The following is a 26961-nucleotide window of genomic DNA, read 5'->3' on the forward strand; positions in this document are numbered from 1 at the left end:
GAAAATGCCAAATGATGAAACGAGGCGCGGATATCCTTTGCCACACCCAGAGAATATTGCAGTGGAAGATGTTGTTCGTATCCGTACCACAATTAAGAAAATAGATGAAGATATTACCGAAAGAGAAGATGAGCATAATCAACTTAAGAGTAATTTTGAGCGGTTTAATTTTGAGACTTTTTTAAATTTTTGGAAATGAAAGAAGCAATATACCAAAGGATAAAGGATTTAGCAGCAAACAGCACACCTGATCAACTGGCATATCTTGCAAAATCGCTGGAATTGATAGCAGATAAAAAAGCTATTTCTGATATTGCGCAAATGACTAAAGTAAAAGAAATAATTGATGCACTACAAAAGAGGCTTAAGGATTTAGCAGAAAACAGTACACCAGATCAATTAGCATATCTTGCTAAAGCATTGGAATCAATAATCGACAAAAGTGCAGTTTCTGAAATTGTACAGATGACAGATGGTAAGTTAAAAGAACTTCTAAACGCTGCAAGATCACATTTGAATGACATAAATACCAATAAGGAAAATTCAATATCGGCAATAACTGTAGCAAAGACAAAGTCTGTAAATGAGATCAATACGCTAAAAACTAATACCTTGGATACTTTAAAAGCATCATCAGATTCACATATATCGCTACTTGATACGAGAAAGAATGCCAACATTGCAGCAATAAATAGTGTTGGCAATGATCATAAAGATGGTCTAAAAGGTTTAGTGAATAACTTCCGTACTGTTAATGATGTGCCAAGTGGTTCATCGATTATGAGGGAGATAAGGAGCAGAGAACCAACCAAGCTTAACTCCATAAATGATGTACCAAGTGGCTCATCAATCATGAAAGAAGTAAGAAATCGTCATATGATTGAACCTGGAGCATTACCTTTTTTATTTGGTGTACTAAGTAGAAAAAATAATTACTTTGGCCACGGAACTTTTACAACTGAGCTTGGTCAGTGGAGTAGTGATGTAACAAAAACAGACTATATGCTACAACTACTAGCAGGTACTCACACATATGATACAAGCTATGTTAGTTTTTATCGGCCAAGACAACTCAGTTTTTTAGAGGGAAGCAAAGGTACATTTATCTATGGAGAATCATACCCAAGATTTATGTATGATGGATTTTCTGAGCAATTCAATATGCTGAAATACCCTTATGCTGCATTGGGAGTAATATTCGTAAAAAACACAAGCAATGTAGATATAAGTAAAACTCTAAACTTTGTTGGATCTGCAATGTGGTACAAAGATGAAGTTAATTATGGAGGAGCAGGATTATTTATAGGTACACCTGATAAAACTAACACAAGGAAGTCAGATATTTCGAGAATTACTTGGACACGTATTTACCAGCATGAAATTAGCAGTCCTGAATTTATTGCATCAGGTAACATAATCATTCCAGCAGGAAAAACTGTTACAGTGTTACTTTATACGTCATCCAATCTTCACTCAGAAGGTGAAAGAGTTGGTGAGACACCTGAGTTCTTTGCAAGTGAGCACACGTATAGCACAATCTATGGTCAATTTATCCAGTGGGGAATATATAATTTTCGCAGCAATTTTTTAACCAAAGGGCTTGAGATAGATGTAGAAAGGACATTAAGAGCGTGGCAATGTCCTGGGTTAGATGCAACATATAAGCTTTGGCAGTAAAAGAGGAAGAAAATACGCTTACAAATAAGTTGAAATAACAATACTTGAAAACAAGCTAGAGAGGATTTTTATTGATAATCGTTTAACAGAAGGGGGAGAAATTGCCAAGAGGAGTAAAGAAGATATTGAGTTGGAGTTATTGCAAAATGAGAAATTTTCTATACTTTCTAGTTTTTGTCTTTATTTTAATAAATATACTAAATCTTAAAAAGTAGTAATCAGAAGATTTGGAACAAGAAGAAAATTAGGGAAATCAAAGAGTTACAGAGTTTTTTAACAATTTTAAAGAGCAAGTTTTAGCAAACTTATAACGCAACTATATGACAGAACAATTTTTACATGGTGTAAATGTTATTGAGGTAACCTCAGGGGCAAGATCAGTACGTACAGCTAAATCATCAGTGATAGGTGTAATTGGTACTGCACCTGAAGCAGATGAGCAAAAATTTCCGCTAAATAAACCAGTGTTAGTTGCAGGAAGCTTAAAGGAAGCAGCAAAGCTCGGAAAGAGTGGCAGTTTACCTTCTGCAGTAAATGGAATATTTTCCCAAATTGGTGCAACAGTAGTGGTTATTCGAGTTAAAGAAAGTGATAACAGTGATCCAAAGCTCAAAGAAAGTGAAACTATTCAAAATATAATTGGTGGAGTTGATAAAGAAACCGGAGAATATCAGGGAATTGAGGCATTTCTCAGCAGTGAAAGCATAGTTCATGTTGCGCCAAGAATATTAATTGCACCTCAGTTTACTCACCAACTCCCAGAAGATGCAGTGGTTGCAGCATTAATTCCTATAGCAGAAAAGCTGAGAAGCATAATAGTAGCAGATGGACCAAATACCAATGATGAAGAAGCAATCAAGTGGAGAAAAAGTGTAGGCAGCTCAAGAGTTTATGTTGTTGATCCGTGGGTTAAGGTACTTATTGAAGGAAAAGAAGAAATTTTGCCAGCAAGCCCATTTGTAGCTGGTTTAATAGCGAAAGTAGATAGCGAACAAGGATTCTGGCACTCACCTTCAAATAAAGAAATAAACGGTATTGTTGGAACAAGCAGGCCTATTGATTTTACGCTCGGTAATACAAATTGTAGAGCAAACAATTTAAATGAAAATGAAGTAACAACGATAATTCATCAAAATGGCTATAGGCTTTGGGGAAATAGAACATGTTCAAACGATTCGAAATGGGCTTTTCTGTCAGTGAGAAGGACTGCAGATTTAATCAACGATAGTCTGCTGCGAGCTCATCTATGGGCAGTTGATCGCAATATTACCAAAACTTACATAGATGATGTAATTGAGGGGGTGAATTCTTATTTGGCCAATTTAAAAGCGCAAGGAGCTATTATCAGTGGAAAATGTTATGCAACACCAGAGCTCAATACACCAACAAATATTGCAAGTGGAAAAGTATATTTTGACTTTGAGTTTACACCACCATATCCGGCAGAACAGATTACTTTCAGGTCACATCTTGTGAGTGGTACAATATTATAAAAAGGGGAGAAAGAGGAAAAAATGTTACCAAAGATTTTAAAGAATTTTAATGTATTTGTTGATGGTCGTGGTTATGCAGGAAAAATAGATGAAATTACCCTACCAAAACTTACCATAAAAACAGAAGAGTATCGTGCTGGTGGTATGGATATTCCAGTAAATATTGATATGGGCATGGAAAAGATTGAAGCAGATTTCACTTTTTCTGAATACGATACAGAGCTCTTTCGGCTATTTGGGTTGATAAATGGAAATTCGGTATCTTTGACGCTCAGAGGTGGAATGCAAGGAAGTGGAAGTAATGATATTGAAGGAGTAATTATCAACCTTAGGGGTATATTCAAAGAATTTGATTTTGGTAGCTGGAAACCTGCTGAAAAAGCCACTCTAAAATGCACTGTAGCTGCTCATTATTATAAACTTACGATAGGTGGCAATGAACTGATAGAGATCGATGCTGAAAATATGATTAGAAAGATAAATGGTGTTGATCAGATGGCCTTGCTGCAAACGGTTTTAGGCATATAAAAACTTATTTGAAATTTTATTTTTAAGGAGGCAATAATGCACACTATAACACTTAATAACCCCATTACAGTTGATGGAATTTCTGTTTCAGAGTTATCGATGCGTGAACCTAAAGTAAGAGATTTACTTGCTATAGAACGCATAGAAGGCGAAGCTTTGAAAGAAGTAGCTTTAATTGCTAATCTAGCGTCTGTGCCAAAAGAAGTAGTTGAAGATTTATGTATTAAAGATTATGTAGAAATACAGAAGGTACTAAAAGATTTTTTGTCGCCGCTGGAACAGAGGAGTTAAGATTCAATATTTTAAAACTTAGCTCAACAACAGGAAGTGGAATTGAGCAAATTATTAATATGAGTATAAAAGAGTTTCTAAAGTGGTTAGAAGTAAGTGAAGGAGTGACAAAAAAATGTCAATGCTTTCAATAAAGATCGGTGCAACGTTAGATGGCAGTTTTAATAGTGCAATGACAGGTAGTGCAGCAAAGCTTTCTAAGTTGGGTGATAGTATAAAGCAGCTTGATTCGTCAATGAAATCTGTTTCTAAATTTAAGCAATTAAATCATGATGCCCTTGAAGCCATGAAGAATTGGAAGAAAGCAGAGAAAAAAGCAAAAAAATCAGCCGCAGCAATTGCTAAAGAGAAGAAGGAAAAAAAAGAACCAAGCAAAGCACTGAGAAATGAATTCGAAAAATTGAAAGCATCGGCATCAAAGGCAAAAGAGGCTTATATCAAAAAGAGAGATGCACTTCACACATTAAATGAAGAAATAAGGAAAAGTGGAAAGGATATTAAATCTTTAGTGAGGGATCAAACTAAACTTGGTTCATCTGTTGAAGTACTCAAAGGGAAATACAGTAAATTAGGATCTGTAATACAAAAACAGCAAAATGCTTTGGCAAAAAAAGCGCATTATAGGTCACAAGTAATGGAGACTATAGGACTAGGTCTTTCACTTGCAGCACCAATTAAAGTTGCGATTGACTTTGAAAGTGCTATGGCTGATGTTAAAAAGGTAGTAAATTTCAAGGATGGAACAAATGAAGCCGAAGAATTTGCTCAAAAATTGAAGAAATTATCCCGTGAAATACCATTATCAGCTGCAGAGTTAGCACAAATAGCTGCAAGTGGTGGTCAGCTTGGTATCGACAAAGATAAGCTACTTGAATTTACCACAACAGTAGCTAAAATGGCCACAGCATTTGACATGTCTGCTGAACAAGCTGGTGATTCTATTGCCAAACTCGCTAACATTTATGGAATCGCAGTAGAGAAGATGGAAGAAGTTGGTGATGTTATAAATTACCTATCAGATAATACTGCAGCTAAGGCGAACGATATGATTGAAGCACTCGCTAGAGGGGGTGGTAATGCAAAACAATTTGGTTTAGATATTAATCAGACAAGTAGTTTAGTAAATGCCTTCGTTAGTTTAGGTAAACAACCTGAAAAAGCAGCAACTGCAATAAACGCTCTACTTAGTAAACTTCAGACTGCTGAAGGACAGGGAAAAGAGTTCAGAGCAGCATTGGAATCCATAGGTATCACTGCAGAGGAAATGTCACAAAAGGTTGCTGAAAACGGGCAAAACGCTCTACTTCATTTTTTTGAAATTTTAGAAAAAGTAGATAGACAGGAACGTTCTCAAATTCTTCTCAACCTCTTCGGTCAAGAATATCAAGATGATATTGCATTGATAGTTGGGAGTTTGGAAGAATATAAAAAAGCAATAGGTTTTGTGACCGATAAAGAAAAGTATAATAAATCTATGCAAAAGGAATTTAATAACCGTGCAAGTACTACAGCAAATAACTTGCAGCTACTCAAAAATACAATAGCAGAGCTAGGAATGAACTTAGGGTCAGTTATGCTACCTCCTTTAAATTGGATAAGTAAGATTTTGAGGTCAATATCTACAGGTATAGCTTGGTTCGCAGAGAAGTGTCCAATTTTAACTACAGGAGTTATGAGCATAATTTCAGCTCTTATTATTGGCAAGATTGCAGTGGTAGGTTTTGGTTATGCATTTGCATTGGCTGGAGGTGGAATACTAACTTTTAAGGCTATTTTGCAGGGAACACTTTTGCCAGTATTAACTTCGTTATCAGCGCGAGTAATTCCAGCAGTAATCATGGGACTGAAAGCTTTAACGCTAACCAATCCTATAGGAGCTGCTATTGCTGGACTATCAGTTGGTACAGCGCTTGTAATTGCTAATTGGCAAAAGGTAAAGGACTTTTTTTCAAGTCTCTGGAAATCAATTACAAAATCTATAGAAAATTGGACTGGTATAGGAAAATTTTTTAATGATAGTCCAATAAAAGCATTAGAGAAACCAGTAGAAGCAAAAATAGGCAGTGCAACTAGTGAAAATAATGTTTTTAGTAAAGGAAATCCTTTATTGAATAATAATGCTTTTAGTAGAATTTCGAATAGTAGAACGAATATTGAAAGTGTGATTACAGAAAAAAGTTCTGTAGCAGATAATTCAGAGAAAGTTTTAAAAGACTGTGAAAAGTGTGAACAAAAAATTTTCAATCAAACTTTTACATTTAATATAAGTATAAAAGCAGAACCTAACCAAGATGTACGTAGTCTTGCTGATGCAGTAATAAAAAGAATAAGGGAAAAATCTCGTGATGTTTTATTTGATTCAATAGAACCAATTTACTAATGCTATCACTTGGTCAACATAAGCTTTCTCCAACAAGTGTAAGGTATAGTAAAGAAAATCGTTGGAGTACAATTGAGTGCATTGGTAAAATACCTTCATTACAAAATATTGGTCAAGGTGCAGAAAATATAGACTTAGAAGGAGTAATTTATTTCCATAATCTGAATGATTTAAATCAATTAAAAAGTATGAAAGAAACTGAGAAAAATCATGAACCAAGTATCTTAGTAGACAATTTAGGGAATGTTTTGGGAAGATTTGTTATTGTGCGGTTAGAAGAAAAGCAAACGTCGTATTTTCCCTGTGGATTACCAAAAAAGGTTGAATTTAGCTTAAGTTTAAGGAGTTATGTATGACAGTACATTATATAACCCGAGAAAATGAAATGTTAGATTACATATGTTTTAAGCACTATGGATATAGCTCTGGAGCAGTAGAAATAGTATTGGAGGCTAATCCTGGTCTTGCAGAGTATGGAAGTTTTTTGCCTACAGGATTAAAGATCAGGTTACCTAGAATACAAGAGCAATTAAAAAAATCGAAGTTAAAAGTGTGGGAATAAATGAAACCTGAATTTAGCATTGAAGGAATAAAAGATCATGTAATATCGGTGCATCTTACTGATGAATCTGGTACTATAGATGATGTTGCAGAGGTATGCGTTGATTATGGCAATGAAAATGTGGAAGTTCCAAATGAATTGAACATAGCACTAGGTTATAAGGAATTTGGAATCTTTCCAATGGGTATATATACAGTCAACGAAGTGACTATACAGGGTCCACCTAAGACTCTACTAATCAAAGCTCATGCAACAAATTTAAGAATATCTTTAAAAGCAAAGGTATCAAAAGAATGGCATCAAATTACCATAGAAAACTTAGTGAAAGAAATAGCCCAAAAACATGGATATGGACATAAAGTTGCTGAGGAATTTAAGAATGTATTGATACCCCATATTAATCAGGCAGATGAAAGTGATATAAGTCTGTTAACAAAGATCGCAACAGAGCGTGAAGCAATGGCAAAATTAGCTGGTGGGTATATATTATTTATTTCAAAAAACATGGCAAAATCAGCCACAGGAAAAGCTTTAGGAACAACGACTATTAGACCTCAAGACACAATTAATTGGAAAGTGCATTTTACCGTACGCGATAAATACAATTCAGTAGTAGCAAAATGGCACAGCTATGAAAAGGGCGAAACTATTAAAGAAACAGTTGGTAGTAGCGAGCCAAGTTATATTATGCTGGAACTTTACTCTAATGCAGAGTCAGCGCTGAGTGCAGCAAATGCCAAGTTGAAACAATTGAAGCGTAACAATGAAACTTTAGATATAACTATGCCTGGTAATCCAGAGTTATTTGCAGAAGCTAAACTTAATCTTATAGGTTTTAATCAAGCGGTAGATGGTGAATGGATAGTTAACAGAGCGGAGCATACTTTAAATAGCTCGGGTTACCTTACTATGTTGTCAGCATCTTTGAGTAAGTAATGTTAAGAAAAAAATGAGTAATGATCTATTTAATATGAAGAAACTGTGTGCGAAATATGAAAAAAATAAAGTCTAATGAAAAATATAAGTTACATTTCGCATGGTTCGCACTATTAATAGTATGTCTTGTTATTACATATTGCTATCAAAAATCTAAAGCTACAGATAATTACAAAACAATCTTACGCATTGCTTCTGAAAATTGTAATCTAGATGTAGTAAAGTTTTCAGTAAAGAACCTATTGAGCATTAACACACAAATTCCTAGATTAACGGCGCTACATTGTGCAGCAGAAGGAAAATGTCTAGAATTAGTAAAATTTCTAGTGAATGAAGGAGTTGATATAAATGATACAGGTAGATATAAAGGATGGACAGTATTACATTCTGCCGCATACGGAGGCAATTTAGAGATAGTTAAGTTCTTATTAGAAAGAGGTGCTAATCCTAATACTAGAGATACAGATGGAAAAAACCCTCGGGATGTAGCTGTAATAGAATCAAGGCACAACAAAGATAAACCTTACAGAGAAATTATTAAGCTACTTGCAAATGCAGAGGAACAGCATAAATCAAAATAGTAGTTACTAAAGTAGCTATCCATAATAAATTCATACTTTAAATCATTATGCAAAATCAAAAAATCCCAATTACATTAATTATCACGTTATTAATCCAAACCGTAGCATTGATATGGTGGTTATCCAAGTTAGACTCAAGGGTACAATTTCACGATAAACTTATTGAATATGGTTTAATGGAAAAAGTGTTAGTACTTGAGGAAAGGGTGAAAAATCTTTCTGAGGAATTAGATGAATTCAAAGATAACTTAAAGTCTGGTGTATAATGCTTAGACTGCGATTGGCGATTTTTCCAATTTTTGACGTATTGTTCAACTAGTGGAGAATCTCCTGTTATGATCAGTAGGTTTTCAGCATTTCTTTGCTGAGCGGCATCTGAAAAGTTAAATGATCCGGTTATGATTTTTTGCTCATCAATAATAATTACCTTGCTATGAGCAATAGCGGGTTTAAAGTCAATCCATATCGGGATTTTGTGCTCAAATAATTCGTTAATTACACTATGTTTTGAACTAGTTTGTGATTCATCTAGAATAACCTTAATATCAACTCCACGCTTTTTAGCTTGAACCAAGGATTCAGCAATAGGCTTTGAGGTAAATTGGTATGCCTGAACCAACAAGGATTTTTTAGCATGACCCACGGAATCAATTATTAGGTTGGTGCAATTTTCTCCAGGCGTGAAGCAGACTGTGGCTTTTGGGCAGGAAACACATCCCGATAAAAGCGAACAAGTTAATAAAATCAATAAATACCTAACCATGGCAAAATACATCCTTTCAATTGACGGCGGAGGCATAAGAGGCATCATACCAGCCATTATTCTAGCAGAAATAGAAAAAAGAACAAGAAGAACTATAGCTGAAATCTTTGATCTAATGGCTGGTACTTCAACCGGTGGGATTGTTGTGGCAGGATTATGTAAAAAAGATAAACCTCAATATTCTGCTAATGATTTAGTCGAGTTCTATCGGGAATATGGACCATATATTTTTAAGTCTTCATTTTTGAGAAGATCAATATTATCTTGGTTTAACTGTACACAATACCCACATAAAAATATTGAGTATGTACTTCATAAATATTTTGGCGATGATGTCTTTAAAAACACTTTAAGTAATGTGTTGATTACGAGTTACGATATTCACAATAACTGCCCATTTTTCTTCAAAAGCTGGAAAGAGGATAGGAATTTTATTAAATTAAGGGATGTATTAAGAGCAGCAACTGCAGCACCTACTTACTTTGCACCTAAATATCTTAAAATTAACCAAAAGGAAATGGTATTAGTGGATGGAGGGGTTTTTGCCAATAATCCAGCGGCTTGTGCATATGCAAGTAGTAAAAGGTTATTTCCAAATGATGATATTGTACTGTTATCGATAGGTACTGGAAGAACAGATAGAAGCATAGCCAATTCAAAGAGATTTGGAAAAATAGGCTGGGTAAAACCACTACTACATGTGATGTTTGCCTCAAGTTTAGATGCAGTAAATTACCAACTTGATCAAGTTATAGCTGATAAATATATACGCATACAATTGCAATTGAAAATAGCATCACCTGACATGGATAATATTACATCAAAAAATATCAAATCTCTTCAGCAAGAGGCAAAGGCAATGATAGAGAATAATCAAAAAGTAGTCGATAAATTTTGTAACATTGTGTCTTAATTTACATCAAGTAAAATATAAAGCTTTCATTGAGCCAGAAAAGTAAAATAAGCAAATTTGCCTTGTTGAGAAATCTTATTATCTTTGTGTACTACTTTCTTTTTCACTACTAAAAAATCCACGTAAATGGTTAAAAACCTTTTCAATAAAAAGCTCGCTTTCCTCTCCTGTAAAAGCTTCTTTTATTTCATGCAAACTACTTGTTACCTTATTGCTATTTTTTATGACTGAGTAGCTTTCAATAGCTTGGCAAGCAGACAAAATAGTTATTGCCCCTATTATAGTTGAAACAATTATGGCAATTAAAGGTGCTATTGTTGTAAGTACTGCTGCAATTAATGAGATGCCAACACAAAACGCAATAGCTGAAATGCAAAATGCTACTGTATGTTTCTTTTCATGACTAACCATACACACCTTCTTAATAAATCTGTTAAAAGGATAACTTATTTTTTTAGTACCGTCAATATTTTTAGAAAAATTGGCATACTCAAGATAATCATTTGTGATACCAATGAATTACATTAAGCAAATTCTAATTTAGTTAATTCACTTCAATCTATTTGAACATTATATATTAAACACAGAAGCACAAGAATTTCATTCAGTAATTTAGATATATTAAATATACAATTATTTTTATTGATATTTTAATGTATTATTTATGAGTAAGTAAACTACTGAAATCTTTAATCCAGGTTAAGTTTTGAAAGCATGATTTTCAATCTCCTCAATAGAAATGTCCAGCATAAGTAGATTATTTGCAACCTTTATCTATATTAAGTATATAACTACTTTTACTTATATCTTTAACACAATTCAATTTTCACACTCATCAGTAGTTAGGCCACTTGCTCGCACAATAATATCAATAGCAACACCTGCCTTTGCTAGATTTTTCGCAACTTTGATCTTTTCTATTTTTTTAACTTTTTTCTTGCCATTTTTCATACTTTCAGATAGAGATTTGACTAGTGATTCTTGTTCTCCGTACTCATCCATTAAACTCAATAGCTTTTTGCTTTCTCTTGTTTTAGGTAGCAGAACTTTAATATTCACTGATAATGCATCTGATATTTCATATAATTTATCAAATGTTATAGCAGTATACCCTCTTTCATAGTCGTGTATTTCCTTGAGTGTTAAACCAACTTTATCCGCCAAATCTTTTTGAGTGTATCTCCTTATCAATCTCCATTCTCTTATTCTTTGCCCTACTCTGTAGTATATAGAATCAGTGCAGACTTCTTTCTCTGTATTATCATACTCGTAAATAGATAAGCCGGTTGCTTGGGAAATTATGTCAACTGAAACTCCTTCTTTAACTAGATTTTTTGCTACTTCTAATCTTGCCTCCTCTTGATTGATTTTCTCGCTAATATGAACAAACCTGATTAATGAAGGTACTATTTTGCCTAACTTTTGATTCTCATATATTTTTGTTAGATAGAGTATTTCTTCGTCTTCATCTTCATACTCTCTTACTGTTATTGGTTTAGGTAATAGATCTACAACATTAACTGACAGTACTCTTGCTATTACATATAGTACTTCAATCGTAATAGGAATATACCCATTTTCATAATTGGTTACTTCTTTATATGCTAATCCGATTTTACTTGCTAACTCTGCTTGAGTACACCTTTGCATTAATCTACAATCTTCTATTTTTTGCCCTATTTTATAACTTATAGAACTAATATCTCTTACAGAAACAAACATATATACCTTACTTAGAAATAAATTTTCATGCAATTTGATCAGTGGATAAACCAACTATTTGCAAAATAATATCAATAGAAATTCCCCCTTTTACTAAATCCTTTGCAACTTTAATCCTTTCTATCTCTCTCACTTTCTCCTCACAAATACGTATTCCCTCAAACAGAGATTTTATTAGTGCATTACGTAGTTCTTGGCTCTCAATTTCTTTGTATTCTTTAATCAAATCAGGTAGCTCATTTTTCACTTTACTCCCTTCCTCTATTAGTAGATCCATAATATTAATCGATAATGCTTCTGCCATTTCATATAATTTATCAAGTGGAACAGCAGTCCTTCCTTGCTCATAGTTACTTATTTCATCACGTGTTGTAGTCATTTTCTCTGCTAAATCCTTTTGAGTGCACTCTCTTACCAGTCTCCATTCCTTTATCTTTTTGCCTATTTGGTAGTAGATAGAACCAACTTTTTCTTCAACACATTCATCAGCAGACAGACCAATTGTTTTTGCAACAATATCAACAGAAACTCCTGCTTTAACCAGACTCTTTGCAATTTTTATTTTTTCCGATTTTCTACTACTTTTCTCACTAATTTGGACAAATTTGGTTAGCAAACAAAACATCTTACGTAACTCCTGATCGTTAATCTTTTTATATTCTCTTACTAGATTTAATATTTCTTCTTCATCTTCAAGACAGCTTTTTGATACAGGAATAAGATCCGTAATACTGATTGATAGTGCCTCAGTTATAGCATACAACCTTTCAATTGGAACTCTACGATTCCCTTTCTCATATTGCAATATCACCCAGTATTTTACACCAATTTTCTCTGCTAAATCTTTCTGAGTGTACCCTCGCTCTAACCTCCAGCTTTTTAATTTTTGCCCTACTTTATAATCTAGACTTTTTTCCACAAAAAGAACCTTGCATATAATATTTTCTATTATAGCTCAAAGGCTCCAGATATAATAGCCAGACTCTGGAACCTTTAAATTAAAGTGCCCTACAAGTTTCTTTACTATTTTCACGTACTTTGTCTGCCCATGAAAACAATTTTTCACTTGGGCTATCAACCTCCTTCATAAGCTGCTTGCTATTCCATATGCCACACCTCATAAAACTTCCCTTTTCTACTGCTTCTTGAAGTTTCACTCCTCCAAAAAGGCAGTTTTTTCCTATTTCTTCGCCTCTTTTTTGTAATTCAGCCCACATTTCCTTGTTTTCTACTCTGACTTGTACTTGATCATATTTTTTTACATCGTGGTACAATATAATATTTAGCTTACCAATGCTTGTAGGAAATTCTAACATGATAGAGCTTTCATCTGACATATCGATATAGTTTCTTATACCTCCCTTCTCACTTTTAACCTCAACTGCATCATTGCCAATTTTTAAAATATTAATTCCTAACTCTCTCAGTATTTTGGCTACCTCTACCTTGCTATCCCCAGAAAATTCTATATACGATGTTGTATTATCTATCTCAACATCTATTAATTCTCCTTCTTGCATAGCATTTTCGCCAGCTTTCTCTAGTTCTTCTAGTCTCTCATCTATCTGTGGCTGAACTTCTGGCTGTAGCTCATTATAGATTTCACCTATTAGTTTATTCTGCAATAAAGTATCATGAAAATCTGCACCACTTAGCATTAATTTACGCATTATCTTTTTTCGATCAGTCTTATCAAATTTATGAAAATGTGTACCCAATACTACATACTCTGCAATGCTCCATTCCCCATCGTTATATGCATTTATTCTTGCTCCAGAGGCTAGTACTTGGTCTATAGTTTTGTGCAATTCATTTACGTTTTTTGCCTCTACCACTTCACTTTTAAACCAGCTCAACTTTTCGCTTTCGCTTATACTTGGCTTTATTTTTTGCAAAGCTGAAGCAAATGGATTTAACCCTTCTGGATAATCTGCTTGATTACTCAAAGGTTTTGTGCCATAAATATAGTCAAATCCTTTCCCATAGTTGATTTGGTTTTCGCGAACTTCTCTACAAGGGAAAGGTACTACTTCCTTATCTCCAAGCTTTTTAGCATTATTAATTTTGCTTACAAAGGTGGATTGCTCCTTAGTACGACCAATTCCTACAATAGCATTTAACATCTCACCTTTTGATAATCTATCAAGATCAACGTTTAACTCGTAAACACCCCCCTCTTTATCACTAAAAGGTACAATTATTTTATTATTCATATTAGCCTCCGCTATTAAATATACTTTCTAAGTGTATAGTTATTATACACTGTATTACTTATTATAAATTATAGTGAGTAGATTTGCAAATACTTTCTGCTATAACAATCCGTTTTCTCTAAAGCTAAAATAGCCACCACTTGTGATGATAATGTGATCAAATAACCTAACGCTTACAGTACTACATGCTGCTGCTAAGCTCTTCGTTACTTCTTGATCTTCTTCTGATGGTTCTAAGCGTCCCCCAGGATGGTTGTGTGACATTATTACTAATGTTGCATTCTTTATTAATGCTTTTCTTATAATTTCCTTTATGTATACTGGTGCTTTTTCCATTTCACCAATATAGGATTCTTCTCCAATTAGTTGACGCCTTTTATTCAAGTACAGTATTTTTACACATTCCCTCTCTGCATGACCTATACTTACGTTTAAGTACTCTACTAGCTCTTGTAAGTCCATTATTGGCTCACTCTTAAGCTTTTCTTTCAGTACCCTTTCTAGTGTTTCCTTAACACACATAATCATTGCTACTGCAGAATCAGTTACTCCTTCTATAACTTTCAGGTCATCCATTTCTCGGCCTAAAATCCTTCCTACTCCCGTATAAGTGTTCACCAGATTTTTAGCAATTTCTTGAGCTTGTGGTCTTTCATGTACTGCACTTAAAAACGTTTCCATTATTTCACGATCAAGTAGTGCTTTGCCTTTGCTTTCTAATATTCTGAATTCGATTTCTTCTTTACTTTTATTCATATAATTTACCCTTCACTAACAACAAACTTTTTTTAAATATTTACTGCTGTTTTTTTATCAGCATTGGCATAGAGCCATAGCTTTCGAGTGAAGTCAAATCAATTTTTCAATCTTTTTTACTTATTTTTTCATTAAGAAGTAAAAATATTAATATATAATGATTTTTTATTTTAAATTTGTTGAATTTCGTTCAAAGAGATGCCTACCGCTTGCAAAATAATATCAACAGAAATTCCTTCTTTTACTAAATCTTTTGCAATTTTGATTCTTTCTTCTTCTCTAATTTTCTCCTCACAAATTTGTATGCTTTCAAACAGAGATTTTATTAGCGCATAGCGTAATTCTTGACTCTCAATTTTTTTGTATTCTTTTATTAAATCAGGTAGCTCACTTTCTACTATCTCATCTTCCTCTATGAGCAGATCTGTAATGCTAATTGATAATGTTTCTGCTATTGCATATAATTTTTCCAGTGGAATGGCCACACGTCCTTGCTCATAGTTGCTTATTTCATCACGTGTTGTATCCATTTTCTCAGCCAAATCCTTTTGAGTATACTCCCGTACTGCCCTCCACTCCTTTATCTTTTTTCCTATTTGGTAGTAGATAGAACCAACTTTTTCTTCAACACATTCATCAGCAGACAGACCAATTGTTTTTGAAACAGTATCAACAGAAACTCCTGCTTTAATAAGACCTTTTGCAATTTTTATTCTCTCCGTTTTTTTACTATTTTTCTCACTAACTTGAACAAATTTGGTTAGTAAACAAAACATTCTACGTAATTCCTGATCATTAATCTTTTTATATTTTCTTACTAGATTTAATATTTCCTCTCCCTCATCTTCAAAACAGATTTTTTCATTTGATACAGGAATTAGGTCTATAATACCAATCGACAATATCTCTGCTATAGCATACAACTTTTCAATCGAAATTTTACGTGTTCCTTTTTCATATTGTAGTACTACTTGATACGTTACACTGACTTTCTTCGCTAAATCTTTTTGAGTATATCCTCGCTTTAACCTCCAGTTCCTTACTTTTTGTGCTATCTGATACCTTATTGAGATGTTTGCCATAAATATTATACATGTTAATACTACCAAACAAAGATATACAAAAACTTCTATGTTTGCATTTTAGTTGAATATTTCTTCAGAATTGTGTATAATTATTAATGCTTTTTAGGTACTCTTGCTATGGCTCTCTCGAAGTTTCTCGATCCCAAGAATGATGTCGCATTTCGCCGTATCTTTGGCACTGAAAAGAATAAAGACATCCTCATTCACTTTCTCAATGATATTCTGGGTTTTACTGGCAAAAATGAAATAAAGGATATAGAGTTTTTAAGTACTATTCAAGACCCTGATATTGCCTCTAAAAAGCAAAGCATTGTTGATGTATTATGTAGAGATTCCACGGGGGTGCAATGGATTATTGAAATGCAGGTCGCTAAAACCAAAGGCTTCGAGAAACGTGCCCAATACTATGCTGCTAAAGCCTATTCAAGACAAGCCGATAAAGGTGATCAATACCAGGACCTTAAGGAAATTATCTTTATTGCTATAGCAGATTGTATTTTATTTCCTGATAAGTCTGAGTACAAATCAAAGCATACTATTCGTGATGAAGATACTAATGAACATGATCTAAAAGATTTTTACTTTATATTTATTGAGTTACCTAAATTTACAAAAACCAAGGAAGATCAGCTTTCAAGTATAGTCGAGAAATGGATCTACTTCTTTAGATATGCAGACGAAACTAGTGAAGAAGAGCTAGAGAGAATAATAGGAAGTGATCTAATAATTAAAAGAGCTTATGAAGAACTAAATAGATTCAACTGGTCAGAAAAAGAATTTATTGCCTATGAACAAGAGATCAAACGTATTCGTGATGAACAGGCTGTCCTTGCTCAAAAACTCGATGATGCTAAACATGAAGGTAGACAAGAAGGTAGACAAGAAGGTAGACAAGAAGGTAGACAAGAAGGCATCCAAATCGGCCATCAAAAAGGTAAAGTTGAAGGTAAAATTGAAGGTAAAATTGAAGTTGCAAAAAACTCACTCAAGGCCGGTGTCTCTATTGATGTTATTGCTGAAATCACTGGCCTTTCTTTCGATGAGATCAAACAGTTACAGGCAGAAAAGACCACATAGTCCCCTCAATTTATCGCTCTGCTTATTCCTTGAACCACTGATGTTCCATTTAAGAATGTATCCGGCTTTTTAGATAACTGTACTTTCCTTGAAACTTCCTGACTCAAGTCTTTATAAGGCTTTTCTACTTTCTGCTGTAGTATCATAGTTTCTTCCTTAGCTAAAACTTCTTCTAAGTTACTCTTTAAATTATCTAGAAACTTATCAGTTTGTTTAAACTCTGGACACGCTTCTTTTGCAAATGAATATAGGGTTTTTGCTATTTCAGAAAATTTTCCATTTATTATTTTTTCAATTATAGCTGATTGCACTACCACAGGATCAAAGTTTAGATTTGTCACTGATATTCCTGACTTAATAGCAGTTTTATTCAACACTTTCTCAAATCTATTTGTAATATTGAGTGCATAGCCCTGTGCTTCTAGTGGAGATATAGAATGATCTACCGTAGAAACATACTTTTGACCTGTAACTTTTCTAATAAACACGTCAAGTAACATTATCGTACCATTTACATCCACTCTTGCATCTACTTGTGAGATAGAACTTGGAGTGCTCTCAGGTTTAGAACTTAACAATCCACTTATTGAGCTTCTTACCCAACCAAATAAATCATTTATCCATCCAGTCGGCCTAATACCGCTACTTGTACTACGACGATGACGAGTTTGCTCTCTGTGTCCACTATGCCTATGTCTATGCGTTACAGGTTGATCAGATAACATAATAACTTCTGGACTGCTTTTTGTATGATTGAAGACACCATTATAGACTTGATCCTTATGTTCTTTTTTCATAACATTCACATCTCTTGCAGTACTTATTTCTTCCTGATGCTCTTTTAGAATTATTTCCTTATCAGCAAACTTTATTGATAATGTTGCCATTTTAGGTTTTTCATAAAACTTACTTAATACTATCGTACATAGATCATTTTTAGCTACATTAACATCAAAAGCATTCGTTACTATTAGATCATTACCATGATCACTAACAAAGCTATAGTTTCCTGCTCTTTTAGGTGTTATTAGTTCAGTGTTTTCTTCTATATCTTGACTTGTTACAATAATAACTTCTTTATCCTTTTCAAATTTTAAAGGTAATGGTTTCAAACTCCACTCATTATTATCAAGGTTGATTTTCATAGGAGCATTATCCACAATCACATGAGTTTTGTTATACCAATTAACCCCATCTTTTAATCTCACAGTACAATACTCATGTTTTCTCATCTTACTTACAGATGAATCTTCTGTTGGCTTCACTTCAACTATTGTTGCTTTTAATAACAAATCATTTGCAGATTTTAGAACTTTTAATTGAAAATGATCTTGATTTGAGAGTTTACCTCTTACCTGCCTTACTAAATTTCTCAGGTCAATCGTATCCACTGAACTTTCTACATCAAGGTCATAAATAACCACTTCAGGTAGAGGAATTTCAAACCTTTTGCTTTCAGAATCAATCACATATACATTTTCACCACCATTGCCTACTAAGTGACTCTTTTGTAGTGGATTATTATGTATTACCTCGTAATTTCCACTTCCTATTGCAACAGTTTCATTGCTTAATAGTGATTGTATAAAGAATGACATTCTATTTAGTCGATTTGCTACAACTAAGTAATCCTTTATAATTTCATTAACAGATTTATTAGTGTTCTCAAGCATGTACAGGTTACCCTTATTTCCTACTTTTATTTCAGTATTATTACCTAGTCTATAAGAAGGATTAGATGCACCAGAGATTGTTATATTAAATTCCTTGTCTGACATTGGTGAAAAATTGAACGTGATTATATGTGAAGTCTTATTTAGTACATTTATATTTCTCACGTCGACATTTTTTATCTGAGCAGGCTCATACTCAAATGCAAAAGTATTATTTAAGTTCAATGCTTCAGCAGTATAAATGAAATCAACTTTAGCGCTACCAAGTGCATATGGTACTGTATAATGGAAATTACCTTCCAATGCACGATTAAATATTATAGTATTAGGTCTTACTGTCATTTGCATCTTATAAGTACAATTATTATTATCTATTACTATAACATCCAAATTATTTTCAGCACCGCCTTTTCCATCTAAAAGCTGTGTATCACATGTACTAAATATACGGTCTACCTTACCTTTCCTACCAAGAACCCTGTTCATTCCAAACGCTTTTAATATATGATGATTGTCATATATTATATCTCCTCTATCTAAAACGACATCTACATTTTTAGCTTTCAAAGCAAATCCTGTAAGATCTAAAGTATTAATCCCATCTTCTCCATACAAGTATCCCCTTATAGAATTTCCCTGTAAAATGAATATATCGTCTTTACTACCACCTTGATATTGTTTATATCCACTATTTACTACAAAGATATTTGCACTATCTATAAATCCTTTTGCATAATCTTCACCTTCTCCTAAGTTAATTAGAGTATAACTTCCTGTTTTATTAGTAGATAAGTCAGTTATGCCAATTGCATTTTTACACAAATAAGATCCATAACTTGGAACACGTTCATGATTTCCTTTAGGTAAACAAAACAATTCTCCACCACTTGGATTATCTGGCTTTGCTCTGCTCCATTTTATATCAGTTCTTTTTCTATCAAGCTGTACTGTACTGTCTAAATCTACCTCAAACTTAGTTGTACATTTCTCAGAATAACGTGTAACTGTGCTTGCTCTAAGGCATCCACCCCCAAATCCTCCACTAGCACATATACTTGTTTTATATGGTACTCTACGACAAGAATCTACAACTGACTTACCAGTAGGAAATACATAGCTTTGAATATCGCTATGTTGCTTTAAATACTCAAGTCCTTGCCTTACTAATTCATTACTTACTTCTTTTTCTTGCAATAACTCTTGTATATGATTTTCAGGTTGCATACCTATAAACGCACGTAAACCTTCAATAAACTTCTCTTTTCCAGTTAAATGAATAAGCTCATCAATTTTATCAACTCTCTTTACTGCCATGTAAACATCAGTACCAACAAATACTACAGCGCCAATTGCAGCTCCAATAGGACCAGTAACACTTGATACTCCTTCTAGTACTTCAAAAGCTTCAGCAACTTCTATACCAATCTCTGCAGCGTCAACTCCCAAGTAAATACTATCTCCTACTACGCCAACCAGTGCTTCTTCCGTACCATTTTTAAATGCTTTCACTTGATTTACTAGATCATAGACAACAAAAGCAGAAGTACCACGAGCAAGGAAAGGAGATGCTGCTCTTAAAGATGTACCAAGTAATAACTTTCCTTCTGAAGCTAATTTTAATCCTTTAAGAGAAGCAGCTTCAGCAACTTTAGCAAATCCTTGACCACCGGCAATAAAGCCAACATTAACTGCTACACCTTGATAATCTCCATTTAGAAAGTCAGCTAGAACATTTTTAGCCATCATTCCATGCATAGTTATACCAGAAACTCTTCCTACTCTATTTAGATGACTTATGACTTTTTGATTACTAATGAGCTTACTCACAAGACTTTGAGAATTACCTGCAACTCTAACTTTATCTGCTAATTCGATTAGCTGAGAACGTTTTTCCTCTGGTAGGTCTTTAATATAATTAACAAACTTTTCACTGTCTATTTTAATCTTACTGAAGTCTCTTTTCTCATTCTTCTCCTCATTAAATTCATCTATATCTTCCCAAGTGAATAAACATTCATTTTTAGCTTCTCTTTTTTTTCTATTATAGCTTGTACTTGGCAAGCACTCTTCTGTTGATAAAGAATCGTGATAATAATCATTATCTATCTCATTCTCATCTTGTCGTTCCATCAGTGCTTCTATCTTAAACCACTCTGGATGTTGATCGGGGGAGATACGACCATCTCGCACTTGTGCCAAAGCTTTATATATTTCTTCTTGATTGTCTTGGCAAATTTTATAAAATGCATCTTTCTTTAAAACTGAGTGTAGATAATCAATAAAATCAAAATGCTCAAATCCAAGATTACTCAAGTCTCCAAAAATTTCTACTTGTTGATCAGAGTTCAAACGACTTATATATTTGTTTAGACTGTTTAAGCTAAACGTTTCTTCTGCAGCAGCCAGATCTACTAAGTTGGTTCCATCATCATTGACTGCATTACAAATAATCTTTACGATCTGATCGTTAGATGGTATATTTTTAAGCAAAATATCAATTATCTCATCATTTTCATTGCTAACTGCTAAAAATAAAGGAGAGCTATGTTGAGTATTAGTGGGAATAATAATCTCAATTAACCTATTACTATTTTTAGCTTTTACATATTTTAATAAAATTTCAACAGCCTCTTTATGACCATTTTCAATTGCTAAACATAATAGTAAACCTTCTTCACCCGAAGTGTTAATAATTTTGATTAAACTACCTAAGTCTTCTTTTGCACTTTTTAATAAAAAATCAATAATATTTACTAAACTTTCCCTTACAGCTACAAATAACGGTCCTTCACTATCTTGTGCCAGTAATAAGTTAACAATTGTCTTTCCATTATTAGAACTCGATTTTGCCAACTCAGGGTCACTTGCTAATTTACTATCAAAAAACCTTCTAATATTCTGGTAATCTCCAGTAAAAATTGTATTGACTAAAAAATCCCATATAGGCTGTGTAGAGTAGGTAGACTTCAATTTATCAGAAATTAGTTCTACAGCAAAATATTCAGCAAAGGAAAGATGAATAAAGTCAGGTTTATCTCCGATAACTTTATTAACAATTCCTGTTTTTTCTTTACCAGAATCTATTTTTTTCACTAATTCTTTTACTTGCTTTCTTTCTTCCTCGGTAAGTAGTAATTCAAGCCGATCTTTAGAAAATAAACGCTGTATAGCAAATAGCTTATGATTTTTCATGAATTGTTCTTTTAGTTCTTTAACTTCTTCAGTTATACCTGGATTTTCTTTTCTTTTGCCTAGTTTATCCAGATGATACCTGTTATGTTTTTTTTCAATAAAATCTTCGTATAAAGTTAATAAATCAAACTTTTCTTGAGATAGGTGATTAGGCAATTCATTCTTTTTAGAGTCACAAAAATCTTTGAACTCTCTTTCATGATTCTCTGCCAACATTTCTATTAGTAAAGGAACGCCAGTGAATTCTTTCTTTTTATCTGAAATGGACTGTGAAAATAGTTCAAGCAGTTTATCAGAATATTTTTGAAACTTTTGTTCATCTATGCTGTTAAGGCATAACTTCCTCTGCCAAAATTTCCTTAAAAAGTTTTTTTGATCTTCTAGAGAAAATGGCTTTAAAGTATATGACAGTGTGCTAAAAGCATCTTCTAACTCATATTGCATATACCCACGAGTACTCACCAATATTCGGTTCATTTGAGTTTCTTTTAGTGCTTTTAGTAGATTAATAGCTTTTTCCTTATAGTTAGGGCTAATTTCATCAAAACCGTCCAAGAGCAAAATAACTCCACCTTGCTCTCTCAGACAGTACAGAAATAGGCTTTCACTTAGCATATTACCTTTTAGATTTAAAGCATTTACTAAAAATTCAATCGCATTATCCTTTTTTAAATCAACCTCATTCAGCTTTTTTACTAAATCAAACAAATTAACCTTTATTATCCATCTAGATGAAGTATAATTTTTTATTTCTTTAGCTAAATTGGTCATCACGGTAGACTTACCCATTCCTGGCTCTGCAGAAATAATAACTACTTTGTTACCACCATCACTACTAATAAGTTTAATAAACTCACTTTCTCCTACTCTGATATTTTTCTTATTCTGATCATCTAAATACCTACGTAAATTTGATAAAGAAGCACCATAAGATTGTTGCCATATAAACTCATCACCCTCTTTTTTGAGCAAATGAATATTGTGACTTGAGTAATCATGACTTAGCTGTTTAAAGTTCTTTTCTGCATTTTCATTATCTAATACGATAAATCTAACAGGCTTACTCTTATCTGAATCATTATCTACAAATCTACGTACTTTTTGTTCTTTTTTTTCCTTATGATCTTCCTTATTTACTAACTTGTATAGCTCATCTTGTTCTATATTACTAATAGCAAATAAATCAGGGATTTTTCTTGCTTTCAAACATTCGTCTTTTACTTTTACCTGACGATTAAACACTCGATCAATATAGTAGTACTTAACATCACCTAAATCATCAGGTGCTTTACCTATCTCTACTTTTTCATTGTTAATAAGCCTAGATAATATTTCCTCATCTATTAAATGCTTGGAGTTATCGTTTATTAATATACCTAAGCTTATCTCTTTTCCTTGAAATGTAACCTTTCTTTCTTCTAGTAGTTTTTCTTGCGATTTATTAGTAAGATCAATGAGGCTGTTCTTTTCATCTTTTTGTTTTTCATATTTATTATTTCTAGAAAAATTATCTTTAAATTTTTCAGCTAGAGCGTTATTTTCTTGAGTAATGAGAATAACCTTTTTATTACCATTAGACTTTATTATTTCGGATAACTTATTATATAATTCCTCTGTATCTCGTTCCGTAGTCTTACACTCAATTACTAATAAGCTACTTGTTGTTTTTGAACTAAAAATTTGTATCACACGACCTTGTATACGCAAAAGAGAACTTAAACGCATAAAAATGTGGCTATCATCCTTTTGATACTGAGGCATATCTTTTAAAGTTTGATATACTTTAATTGAACCTAATATAGTGTTATGTGAGCTAATTAAGTTAAAAATTTGCTTATCATTTGAGGTTAAAAAGCTTCGTAATTCTGTTGGATCTTCACTAAAGGCAATGCCAAAAGCTTTAACCTTAGTGCGATATTCTAGAGTAGGACCAATCAATACCAACTTAGAAATTTTTTGCTTTGCTTCATTAAAAAATTCTTGACCATCTTCATGAGTAAGAAAGCGTCCTTTCTTTTCTTTCATCCAATCCAGCATGTCTTTTTGAAACTTACTTGCTACGAATTCACTATCAATTAAATTAATATCTTTATCTTCACCCATCTTAGCTTCAATGATCTTGTCTAATTCAACTTCATTAGGCTGGTTAACTGCAAACACTAACTTTTCAAAAAAACTTTCTATTTCTTTTTTTTCATCAATATAATCATCTGGCAAAAAAGTTTTTAAGTGCAGCTGTTCTTCTTCACATGTTTTAAAATTCGCTATATGAAATTTATATTTATCCTTATCAAACTCCATAACTTTACTTTCAAGTTCTGCTTTTAGCTCGTTCTTGAAACTTTCTAAATTACCCGGTAACTTATTATTATCATCAAAAAATGTAGAACTAAAATAATATGTATCTTTCTCTTTATCGCCTTTCTTTATTAATACATGTCCTGCTAATTTATTAATATTATCTTTAATAATACCCTTCCCTTTTTCTCTTTTTATATTAACAACACTCTGCTCAGCCACACTCATTGCATTTGCAATTGCTTTAGCAAACACTTCTGAGTTAGTAAGCTGAGGATTAATATCTAGCTCAAACACCTTTCCAAAAGTTTGTGATATTTGTAATTCCCTTGCTTTCATCTTTTGCCAAAATTCATTCACATTCATTTGCTCTTTTGACATTTCTTGATATGCTTTTAAAAAAGCACTTCTAAAGTTTTCTAATTCTTGTGAGCTTCCATCTAAAAAATTACTATGAAATTTAGCATAGCTTTTCTTTATCTTTTTTCCCTTGTTGTCTTTTTCTTCCCTTTGTTCAACGTTTTTTACATCAATTACTTTTTCTCCTAGTACACCATGGTAAGATCGAAATAGGTTATCTTTCAAATCCAAAGGGTCGTTTTCTAATACACATTTAGCAAGTCTCTTTGCTAACCTATTAAGTTCTGAAGTCTTTCTTAATCTTGAAACTAGATCTTTCTCGTTGGGAAATTTATCTACTTTAAGTTTTAAGCGCTCAGACTTTTCACTATTAACCCTTAAAATATTATCTTCACCTTCTACTGGCTCAAAACTATTTCTTAAACTTTCCTCTAGATCAATATTTGTGCAAATAACAAAGTCTTTTAATTTATAACCTTTAAATTCTGGATTTTGTTTGATTTTACGATAAGAAATAAAATATTTTTGTAGACTAAATTCACCATCTTGTTCTGTGAGTAAATCATTAACAGTAATTTTTTTATTATGATCCTGTTTGTGCTTAGCTTGCAAAAAGCGATATACTTCTTCACCACCTTCGGTATATTGAAAGACTACATCATCAAACTTTTCGGCTGCATCCATTTCTGTTGCTAAATCAAAAGAATACCCTTGATCTAATCCACGCTTTAAAAAGAGCATCAATAGTTTTAGTTGGTAAACAGTACCATGAAGAGATGATTTTAACCCTGAAGCATGATATCCTTCAGAAGTCTTTAGCTTCTTTACTTGACCAGCTCCTAATTCATTCTCTTCATTTTGCGTCCTTTTTCTTCCTCTAGACTCTTCTGCTGCTTGAAGAGAAGTTCTTGGCCTTTTATGACTACTGTCTTCTGATTTATCTTCTTTAGAATCAGTTCTAGTTCTTTTTTGTTGAGTTGATGGTCGTTCAACAGAAACTTGTAGGTTTGGCCGAATGTGCGATTTCAATACTTCCACAATATCTTGCCTTTCAAGATGTTGAGCAACTTCTAGCTGAGTTCTACCCCTACTATTTTTGATATCAATCTTTGCTCCGTTCTTTACAAGCCATTCAATAACTTTTAATTCCTTTTTGCGAACAGCAATATGCAAGGGTGTATCATTATCTTTCCCTTGAAAATCGATATCTGGTTTCGGTTCTTTTTCAAAAACCCTTTTGATCTTTGCTAGCTTTTCTTCCTCTAAGTCACCACTCTTTATAGTATTAATTAGTTCTTCTTCAGGTGTTATCTCATCATCATAATCAGAAAGTTCAGAAGATTTTTGTTTATTATATTGAACTTCTTGAGTACTCAGTATTGGTTCGAAATGTGCATTACCCCTATTTATTAGGTGTATAGTATATCGGTCATCATAGTTTATATTATCTGATGAAAGAGAGCCTGAAGAACTAATAAGTTGATGTGTATTATCCAAGCCATCAAAAGTTGTCATATCTACTAATAGACTAGATGCCCCTTCAGAATGATCTTTTTGTAATTGTGAAGCGAGTTCTTCATTAGAATTAGAATTGCTTATTATTAATCTGATGTTGTCACTAAACTCTCTTGAATTATTCAATACTTGTTGTTTCAAGTATAAAAGATATGACGACTTTTCAACAATATGAAGCTTTACCTGATATTTTTCGCAGAGTATTCTCCCTTCAACTTCAGGGTCACCCCACCTTTCACTATTAAGGATGTTACTCGTATAAAAACCTAGAGTTTCACTACGTACTCTACCACTATTGTCATGACTCTGAGCAATAGCATCTATGAACCATTTTGGTGGATTATTTTGTGCAAAATCTCTGCAATAGTTTCGCAGTTGTTCAACAGTTACCTGTATTCCTAATTGTTGTTCTAATCCTTTTCTGAATGAATCAAAGAAACAGTTCCCATCTACAACTGCTTGTCCTATCCTAAAATTCTCTGGTAACTTTAGATTATCGTCAGAGCGCTTGAAGCGGATTTGCGAATCTATCTGCTTTGTATTTTGTGCTCCTTCCAATGTTTCTAAGCTAGATTCCCCCTTTTTTAGATAATCTATTGCCTTCATCATAAAGCCCTTTGCCTATATTTGAATAAAAACGTAATGTTATACTAAATGTAGATACATACTAATAAATAAAATTGGCAATGCAAGTAAAATTTATGTATATTTTAGTATTTTATTTAAGTTTTTGTGTTGAGCTTTATTCCCTCTTAAAACTTTATTTGTGCTATAAATTACCTCTATTTTTCTTTATTACTATTAAACAAATTAATGCTGATCCAACAATATATTTCACTAATAACTTAAATAATACAACCATTTCCAGCGCCCAAAACCAGCTAGCGTGAGAACTGTTCGTTTTGGGATGCATTGGTCTACCACACGATACATACGAACTTTTTTA

At 33.1% G+C, this 26961-nt stretch carries 20 protein-coding genes and 1 pseudogene; 13 read left to right on the top strand and 8 right to left on the bottom strand.

Annotated features, from left to right (window positions below; translation table 11 throughout):
* Positions 1-4: 4 nt before the first annotated feature.
* The 11 genes from OPR50_RS05745 to OPR50_RS05795 all read left to right on the top strand — a co-directional run bounded on the left by OPR50_RS05745 (position 5) and on the right by OPR50_RS05795 (position 8714).
* Positions 5-199: a hypothetical protein gene (locus tag OPR50_RS05745; protein WP_265023926.1), complete on the top strand. Its 195-nt coding sequence runs from the start codon at positions 5-7 to the stop codon at positions 197-199.
* Positions 196-1677, top strand: coding sequence for a hypothetical protein (locus OPR50_RS05750; protein WP_265023927.1), 1482 nt, complete (start codon positions 196-198; stop codon positions 1675-1677). The genes OPR50_RS05745 and OPR50_RS05750 overlap by 4 nt, the downstream gene beginning before the upstream one ends.
* Before the next feature lie 320 nt (positions 1678-1997).
* Positions 1998-3170, top strand: a complete 1173-nt coding sequence (locus OPR50_RS05755) for a phage tail sheath subtilisin-like domain-containing protein (protein ID WP_265023928.1) — start codon at positions 1998-2000, stop codon at positions 3168-3170.
* Positions 3171-3191: 21 nt separating this feature from the next.
* Positions 3192-3698, top strand: a complete 507-nt coding sequence (locus tag OPR50_RS05760; protein WP_265023929.1) for a phage major tail tube protein — start codon at positions 3192-3194, stop codon at positions 3696-3698.
* A gap of 36 nt (positions 3699-3734) precedes the next feature.
* Entirely contained in the window at positions 3735-3989 is a 255-nt protein-coding gene (locus tag OPR50_RS05765; RefSeq protein ID WP_264705694.1) for a phage tail assembly protein, read from the top strand.
* 115 nt (positions 3990-4104) lie between these two features.
* Positions 4105-6369: a phage tail tape measure protein gene (locus OPR50_RS05770; protein ID WP_265023930.1), complete on the top strand. Its 2265-nt coding sequence runs from the start codon at positions 4105-4107 to the stop codon at positions 6367-6369.
* A complete protein-coding gene (locus tag OPR50_RS05775) occupies positions 6369-6725 on the top strand; it encodes a phage tail protein (RefSeq protein ID WP_038536970.1) in 357 nt (118 codons plus the stop codon). The genes OPR50_RS05770 and OPR50_RS05775 overlap by 1 nt, the downstream gene beginning before the upstream one ends.
* On the top strand, positions 6722-6931 hold the full coding sequence (locus OPR50_RS05780) for a tail protein X (RefSeq protein WP_038536967.1): 210 nt from the start codon (positions 6722-6724) through the stop codon (positions 6929-6931). The genes OPR50_RS05775 and OPR50_RS05780 overlap by 4 nt, the downstream gene beginning before the upstream one ends.
* Entirely contained in the window at positions 6932-7867 is a 936-nt protein-coding gene (locus tag OPR50_RS05785) for a contractile injection system protein, VgrG/Pvc8 family (RefSeq protein ID WP_265023931.1), read from the top strand.
* Between the two features lie 56 nt (positions 7868-7923).
* The gene (locus OPR50_RS05790; RefSeq protein WP_007301895.1) at positions 7924-8448 is read left to right on the top strand and encodes an ankyrin repeat domain-containing protein; all 525 of its coding nucleotides are present in this window, start codon (positions 7924-7926) and stop codon (positions 8446-8448) included.
* A 47-nt stretch (positions 8449-8495) separates the two neighbouring features.
* The gene (locus OPR50_RS05795; RefSeq protein WP_264331023.1) at positions 8496-8714 is read left to right on the top strand and encodes a hypothetical protein; all 219 of its coding nucleotides are present in this window, start codon (positions 8496-8498) and stop codon (positions 8712-8714) included.
* Here OPR50_RS05795 and OPR50_RS05800 read toward each other — a convergent pair.
* Positions 8705-9211: pseudogene (locus OPR50_RS05800) on the bottom strand (phospholipase D family nuclease); the annotation flags it as partial. The gene OPR50_RS05795 and the pseudogene OPR50_RS05800 sit on opposite strands and share 10 nt — an antisense overlap.
* Here OPR50_RS05800 and OPR50_RS05805 point away from each other — a divergent pair.
* The gene (locus OPR50_RS05805) at positions 9210-10124 is read left to right on the top strand and encodes a patatin-like phospholipase family protein (RefSeq protein WP_265023932.1); all 915 of its coding nucleotides are present in this window, start codon (positions 9210-9212) and stop codon (positions 10122-10124) included. The pseudogene OPR50_RS05800 and the gene OPR50_RS05805 sit on opposite strands and share 2 nt — an antisense overlap.
* Positions 10125-10202: 78 nt before the next feature.
* On the opposite strand, the gene OPR50_RS05810 is transcribed toward OPR50_RS05805, so the two are convergent.
* The 6 genes from OPR50_RS05810 to wmk (OPR50_RS05835) all read right to left on the bottom strand — a co-directional run bounded on the left by OPR50_RS05810 (position 10203) and on the right by wmk (OPR50_RS05835) (position 15897).
* Positions 10203-10535 (bottom strand): WD_0736 family protein, encoded by a 333-nt coding sequence (locus tag OPR50_RS05810; RefSeq protein ID WP_264330455.1) that lies wholly within the window; start codon positions 10533-10535, stop codon positions 10203-10205.
* 408 nt (positions 10536-10943) lie between these two features.
* Complete coding sequence (wmk, locus tag OPR50_RS05815; protein ID WP_265023933.1) at positions 10944-11846, bottom strand: WO male-killing family protein Wmk; 903 nt, start codon at positions 11844-11846, stop codon at positions 10944-10946.
* A 25-nt stretch (positions 11847-11871) separates the two neighbouring features.
* A complete protein-coding gene (gene wmk / locus OPR50_RS05820) occupies positions 11872-12765 on the bottom strand; it encodes a WO male-killing family protein Wmk (protein WP_265023934.1) in 894 nt (297 codons plus the stop codon).
* Positions 12766-12844: 79 nt separating this feature from the next.
* Positions 12845-14059, bottom strand: a complete 1215-nt coding sequence (locus OPR50_RS05825; RefSeq protein WP_265023935.1) for a hypothetical protein — start codon at positions 14057-14059, stop codon at positions 12845-12847.
* Positions 14060-14158: 99 nt separating this feature from the next.
* Positions 14159-14815: a JAB domain-containing protein gene (locus tag OPR50_RS05830; protein WP_265023936.1), complete on the bottom strand. Its 657-nt coding sequence runs from the start codon at positions 14813-14815 to the stop codon at positions 14159-14161.
* 170 nt (positions 14816-14985) lie between these two features.
* Positions 14986-15897: a WO male-killing family protein Wmk gene (gene wmk, locus OPR50_RS05835; RefSeq protein WP_265023937.1), complete on the bottom strand. Its 912-nt coding sequence runs from the start codon at positions 15895-15897 to the stop codon at positions 14986-14988.
* 120 nt (positions 15898-16017) lie between these two features.
* Between wmk (OPR50_RS05835) and OPR50_RS05840 the strand changes: the two genes are divergently transcribed.
* Positions 16018-16977: an Rpn family recombination-promoting nuclease/putative transposase gene (locus OPR50_RS05840; RefSeq protein WP_265023938.1), complete on the top strand. Its 960-nt coding sequence runs from the start codon at positions 16018-16020 to the stop codon at positions 16975-16977.
* Positions 16978-16982: 5 nt separating this feature from the next.
* Here the strand turns inward: OPR50_RS05840 and OPR50_RS05845 are convergent, their stop codons facing one another.
* Complete coding sequence (locus OPR50_RS05845) at positions 16983-26624, bottom strand: ankyrin repeat domain-containing protein (RefSeq protein WP_265023939.1); 9642 nt, start codon at positions 26622-26624, stop codon at positions 16983-16985.
* Between the last annotated feature and the right edge of the window lie 337 nt (positions 26625-26961).

The sequence above is a fragment of the Wolbachia endosymbiont (group A) of Epagoge grotiana genome, assembly GCF_947251775.1.
In the GTDB taxonomy this organism is placed as follows: Bacteria; Pseudomonadota; Alphaproteobacteria; order Rickettsiales; family Anaplasmataceae; genus Wolbachia; species Wolbachia pipientis.

Bases quoted from the DNA above. Each gene is read 5' to 3' on its own strand.
- OPR50_RS05745 (WP_265023926.1), top strand. From the start codon at position 5: ATGCCAAATGATGAAACGAGGCGCGGATATCCTTTGCCACACCCAGAG.
- OPR50_RS05750 (WP_265023927.1), top strand. From the start codon at position 196: ATGAAAGAAGCAATATACCAAAGGATAAAGGATTTAGCAGCAAACAGC.
- OPR50_RS05755 (WP_265023928.1), top strand. From the start codon at position 1,998: ATGACAGAACAATTTTTACATGGTGTAAATGTTATTGAGGTAACCTCA.
- OPR50_RS05760 (WP_265023929.1), top strand. From the start codon at position 3,192: ATGTTACCAAAGATTTTAAAGAATTTTAATGTATTTGTTGATGGTCGT.
- OPR50_RS05765 (WP_264705694.1), top strand. From the start codon at position 3,735: ATGCACACTATAACACTTAATAACCCCATTACAGTTGATGGAATTTCT.
- OPR50_RS05770 (WP_265023930.1), top strand. From the start codon at position 4,105: ATGTCAATGCTTTCAATAAAGATCGGTGCAACGTTAGATGGCAGTTTT.
- OPR50_RS05775 (WP_038536970.1), top strand. From the start codon at position 6,369: ATGCTATCACTTGGTCAACATAAGCTTTCTCCAACAAGTGTAAGGTAT.
- OPR50_RS05780 (WP_038536967.1), top strand. From the start codon at position 6,722: ATGACAGTACATTATATAACCCGAGAAAATGAAATGTTAGATTACATA.
- OPR50_RS05785 (WP_265023931.1), top strand. From the start codon at position 6,932: ATGAAACCTGAATTTAGCATTGAAGGAATAAAAGATCATGTAATATCG.
- OPR50_RS05790 (WP_007301895.1), top strand. From the start codon at position 7,924: ATGAAAAAAATAAAGTCTAATGAAAAATATAAGTTACATTTCGCATGG.
- OPR50_RS05795 (WP_264331023.1), top strand. From the start codon at position 8,496: ATGCAAAATCAAAAAATCCCAATTACATTAATTATCACGTTATTAATC.
- OPR50_RS05805 (WP_265023932.1), top strand. From the start codon at position 9,210: ATGGCAAAATACATCCTTTCAATTGACGGCGGAGGCATAAGAGGCATC.
- OPR50_RS05810 (WP_264330455.1), bottom strand. From the start codon at position 10,535: ATGGTTAGTCATGAAAAGAAACATACAGTAGCATTTTGCATTTCAGCT.
- wmk (WP_265023933.1), bottom strand. From the start codon at position 11,846: ATGTTTGTTTCTGTAAGAGATATTAGTTCTATAAGTTATAAAATAGGG.
- OPR50_RS05825 (WP_265023935.1), bottom strand. From the start codon at position 14,059: ATGAATAATAAAATAATTGTACCTTTTAGTGATAAAGAGGGGGGTGTT.
- OPR50_RS05830 (WP_265023936.1), bottom strand. From the start codon at position 14,815: ATGAATAAAAGTAAAGAAGAAATCGAATTCAGAATATTAGAAAGCAAA.
- wmk (WP_265023937.1), bottom strand. From the start codon at position 15,897: ATGGCAAACATCTCAATAAGGTATCAGATAGCACAAAAAGTAAGGAAC.
- OPR50_RS05840 (WP_265023938.1), top strand. From the start codon at position 16,018: ATGGCTCTCTCGAAGTTTCTCGATCCCAAGAATGATGTCGCATTTCGC.
- OPR50_RS05845 (WP_265023939.1), bottom strand. From the start codon at position 26,624: ATGATGAAGGCAATAGATTATCTAAAAAAGGGGGAATCTAGCTTAGAA.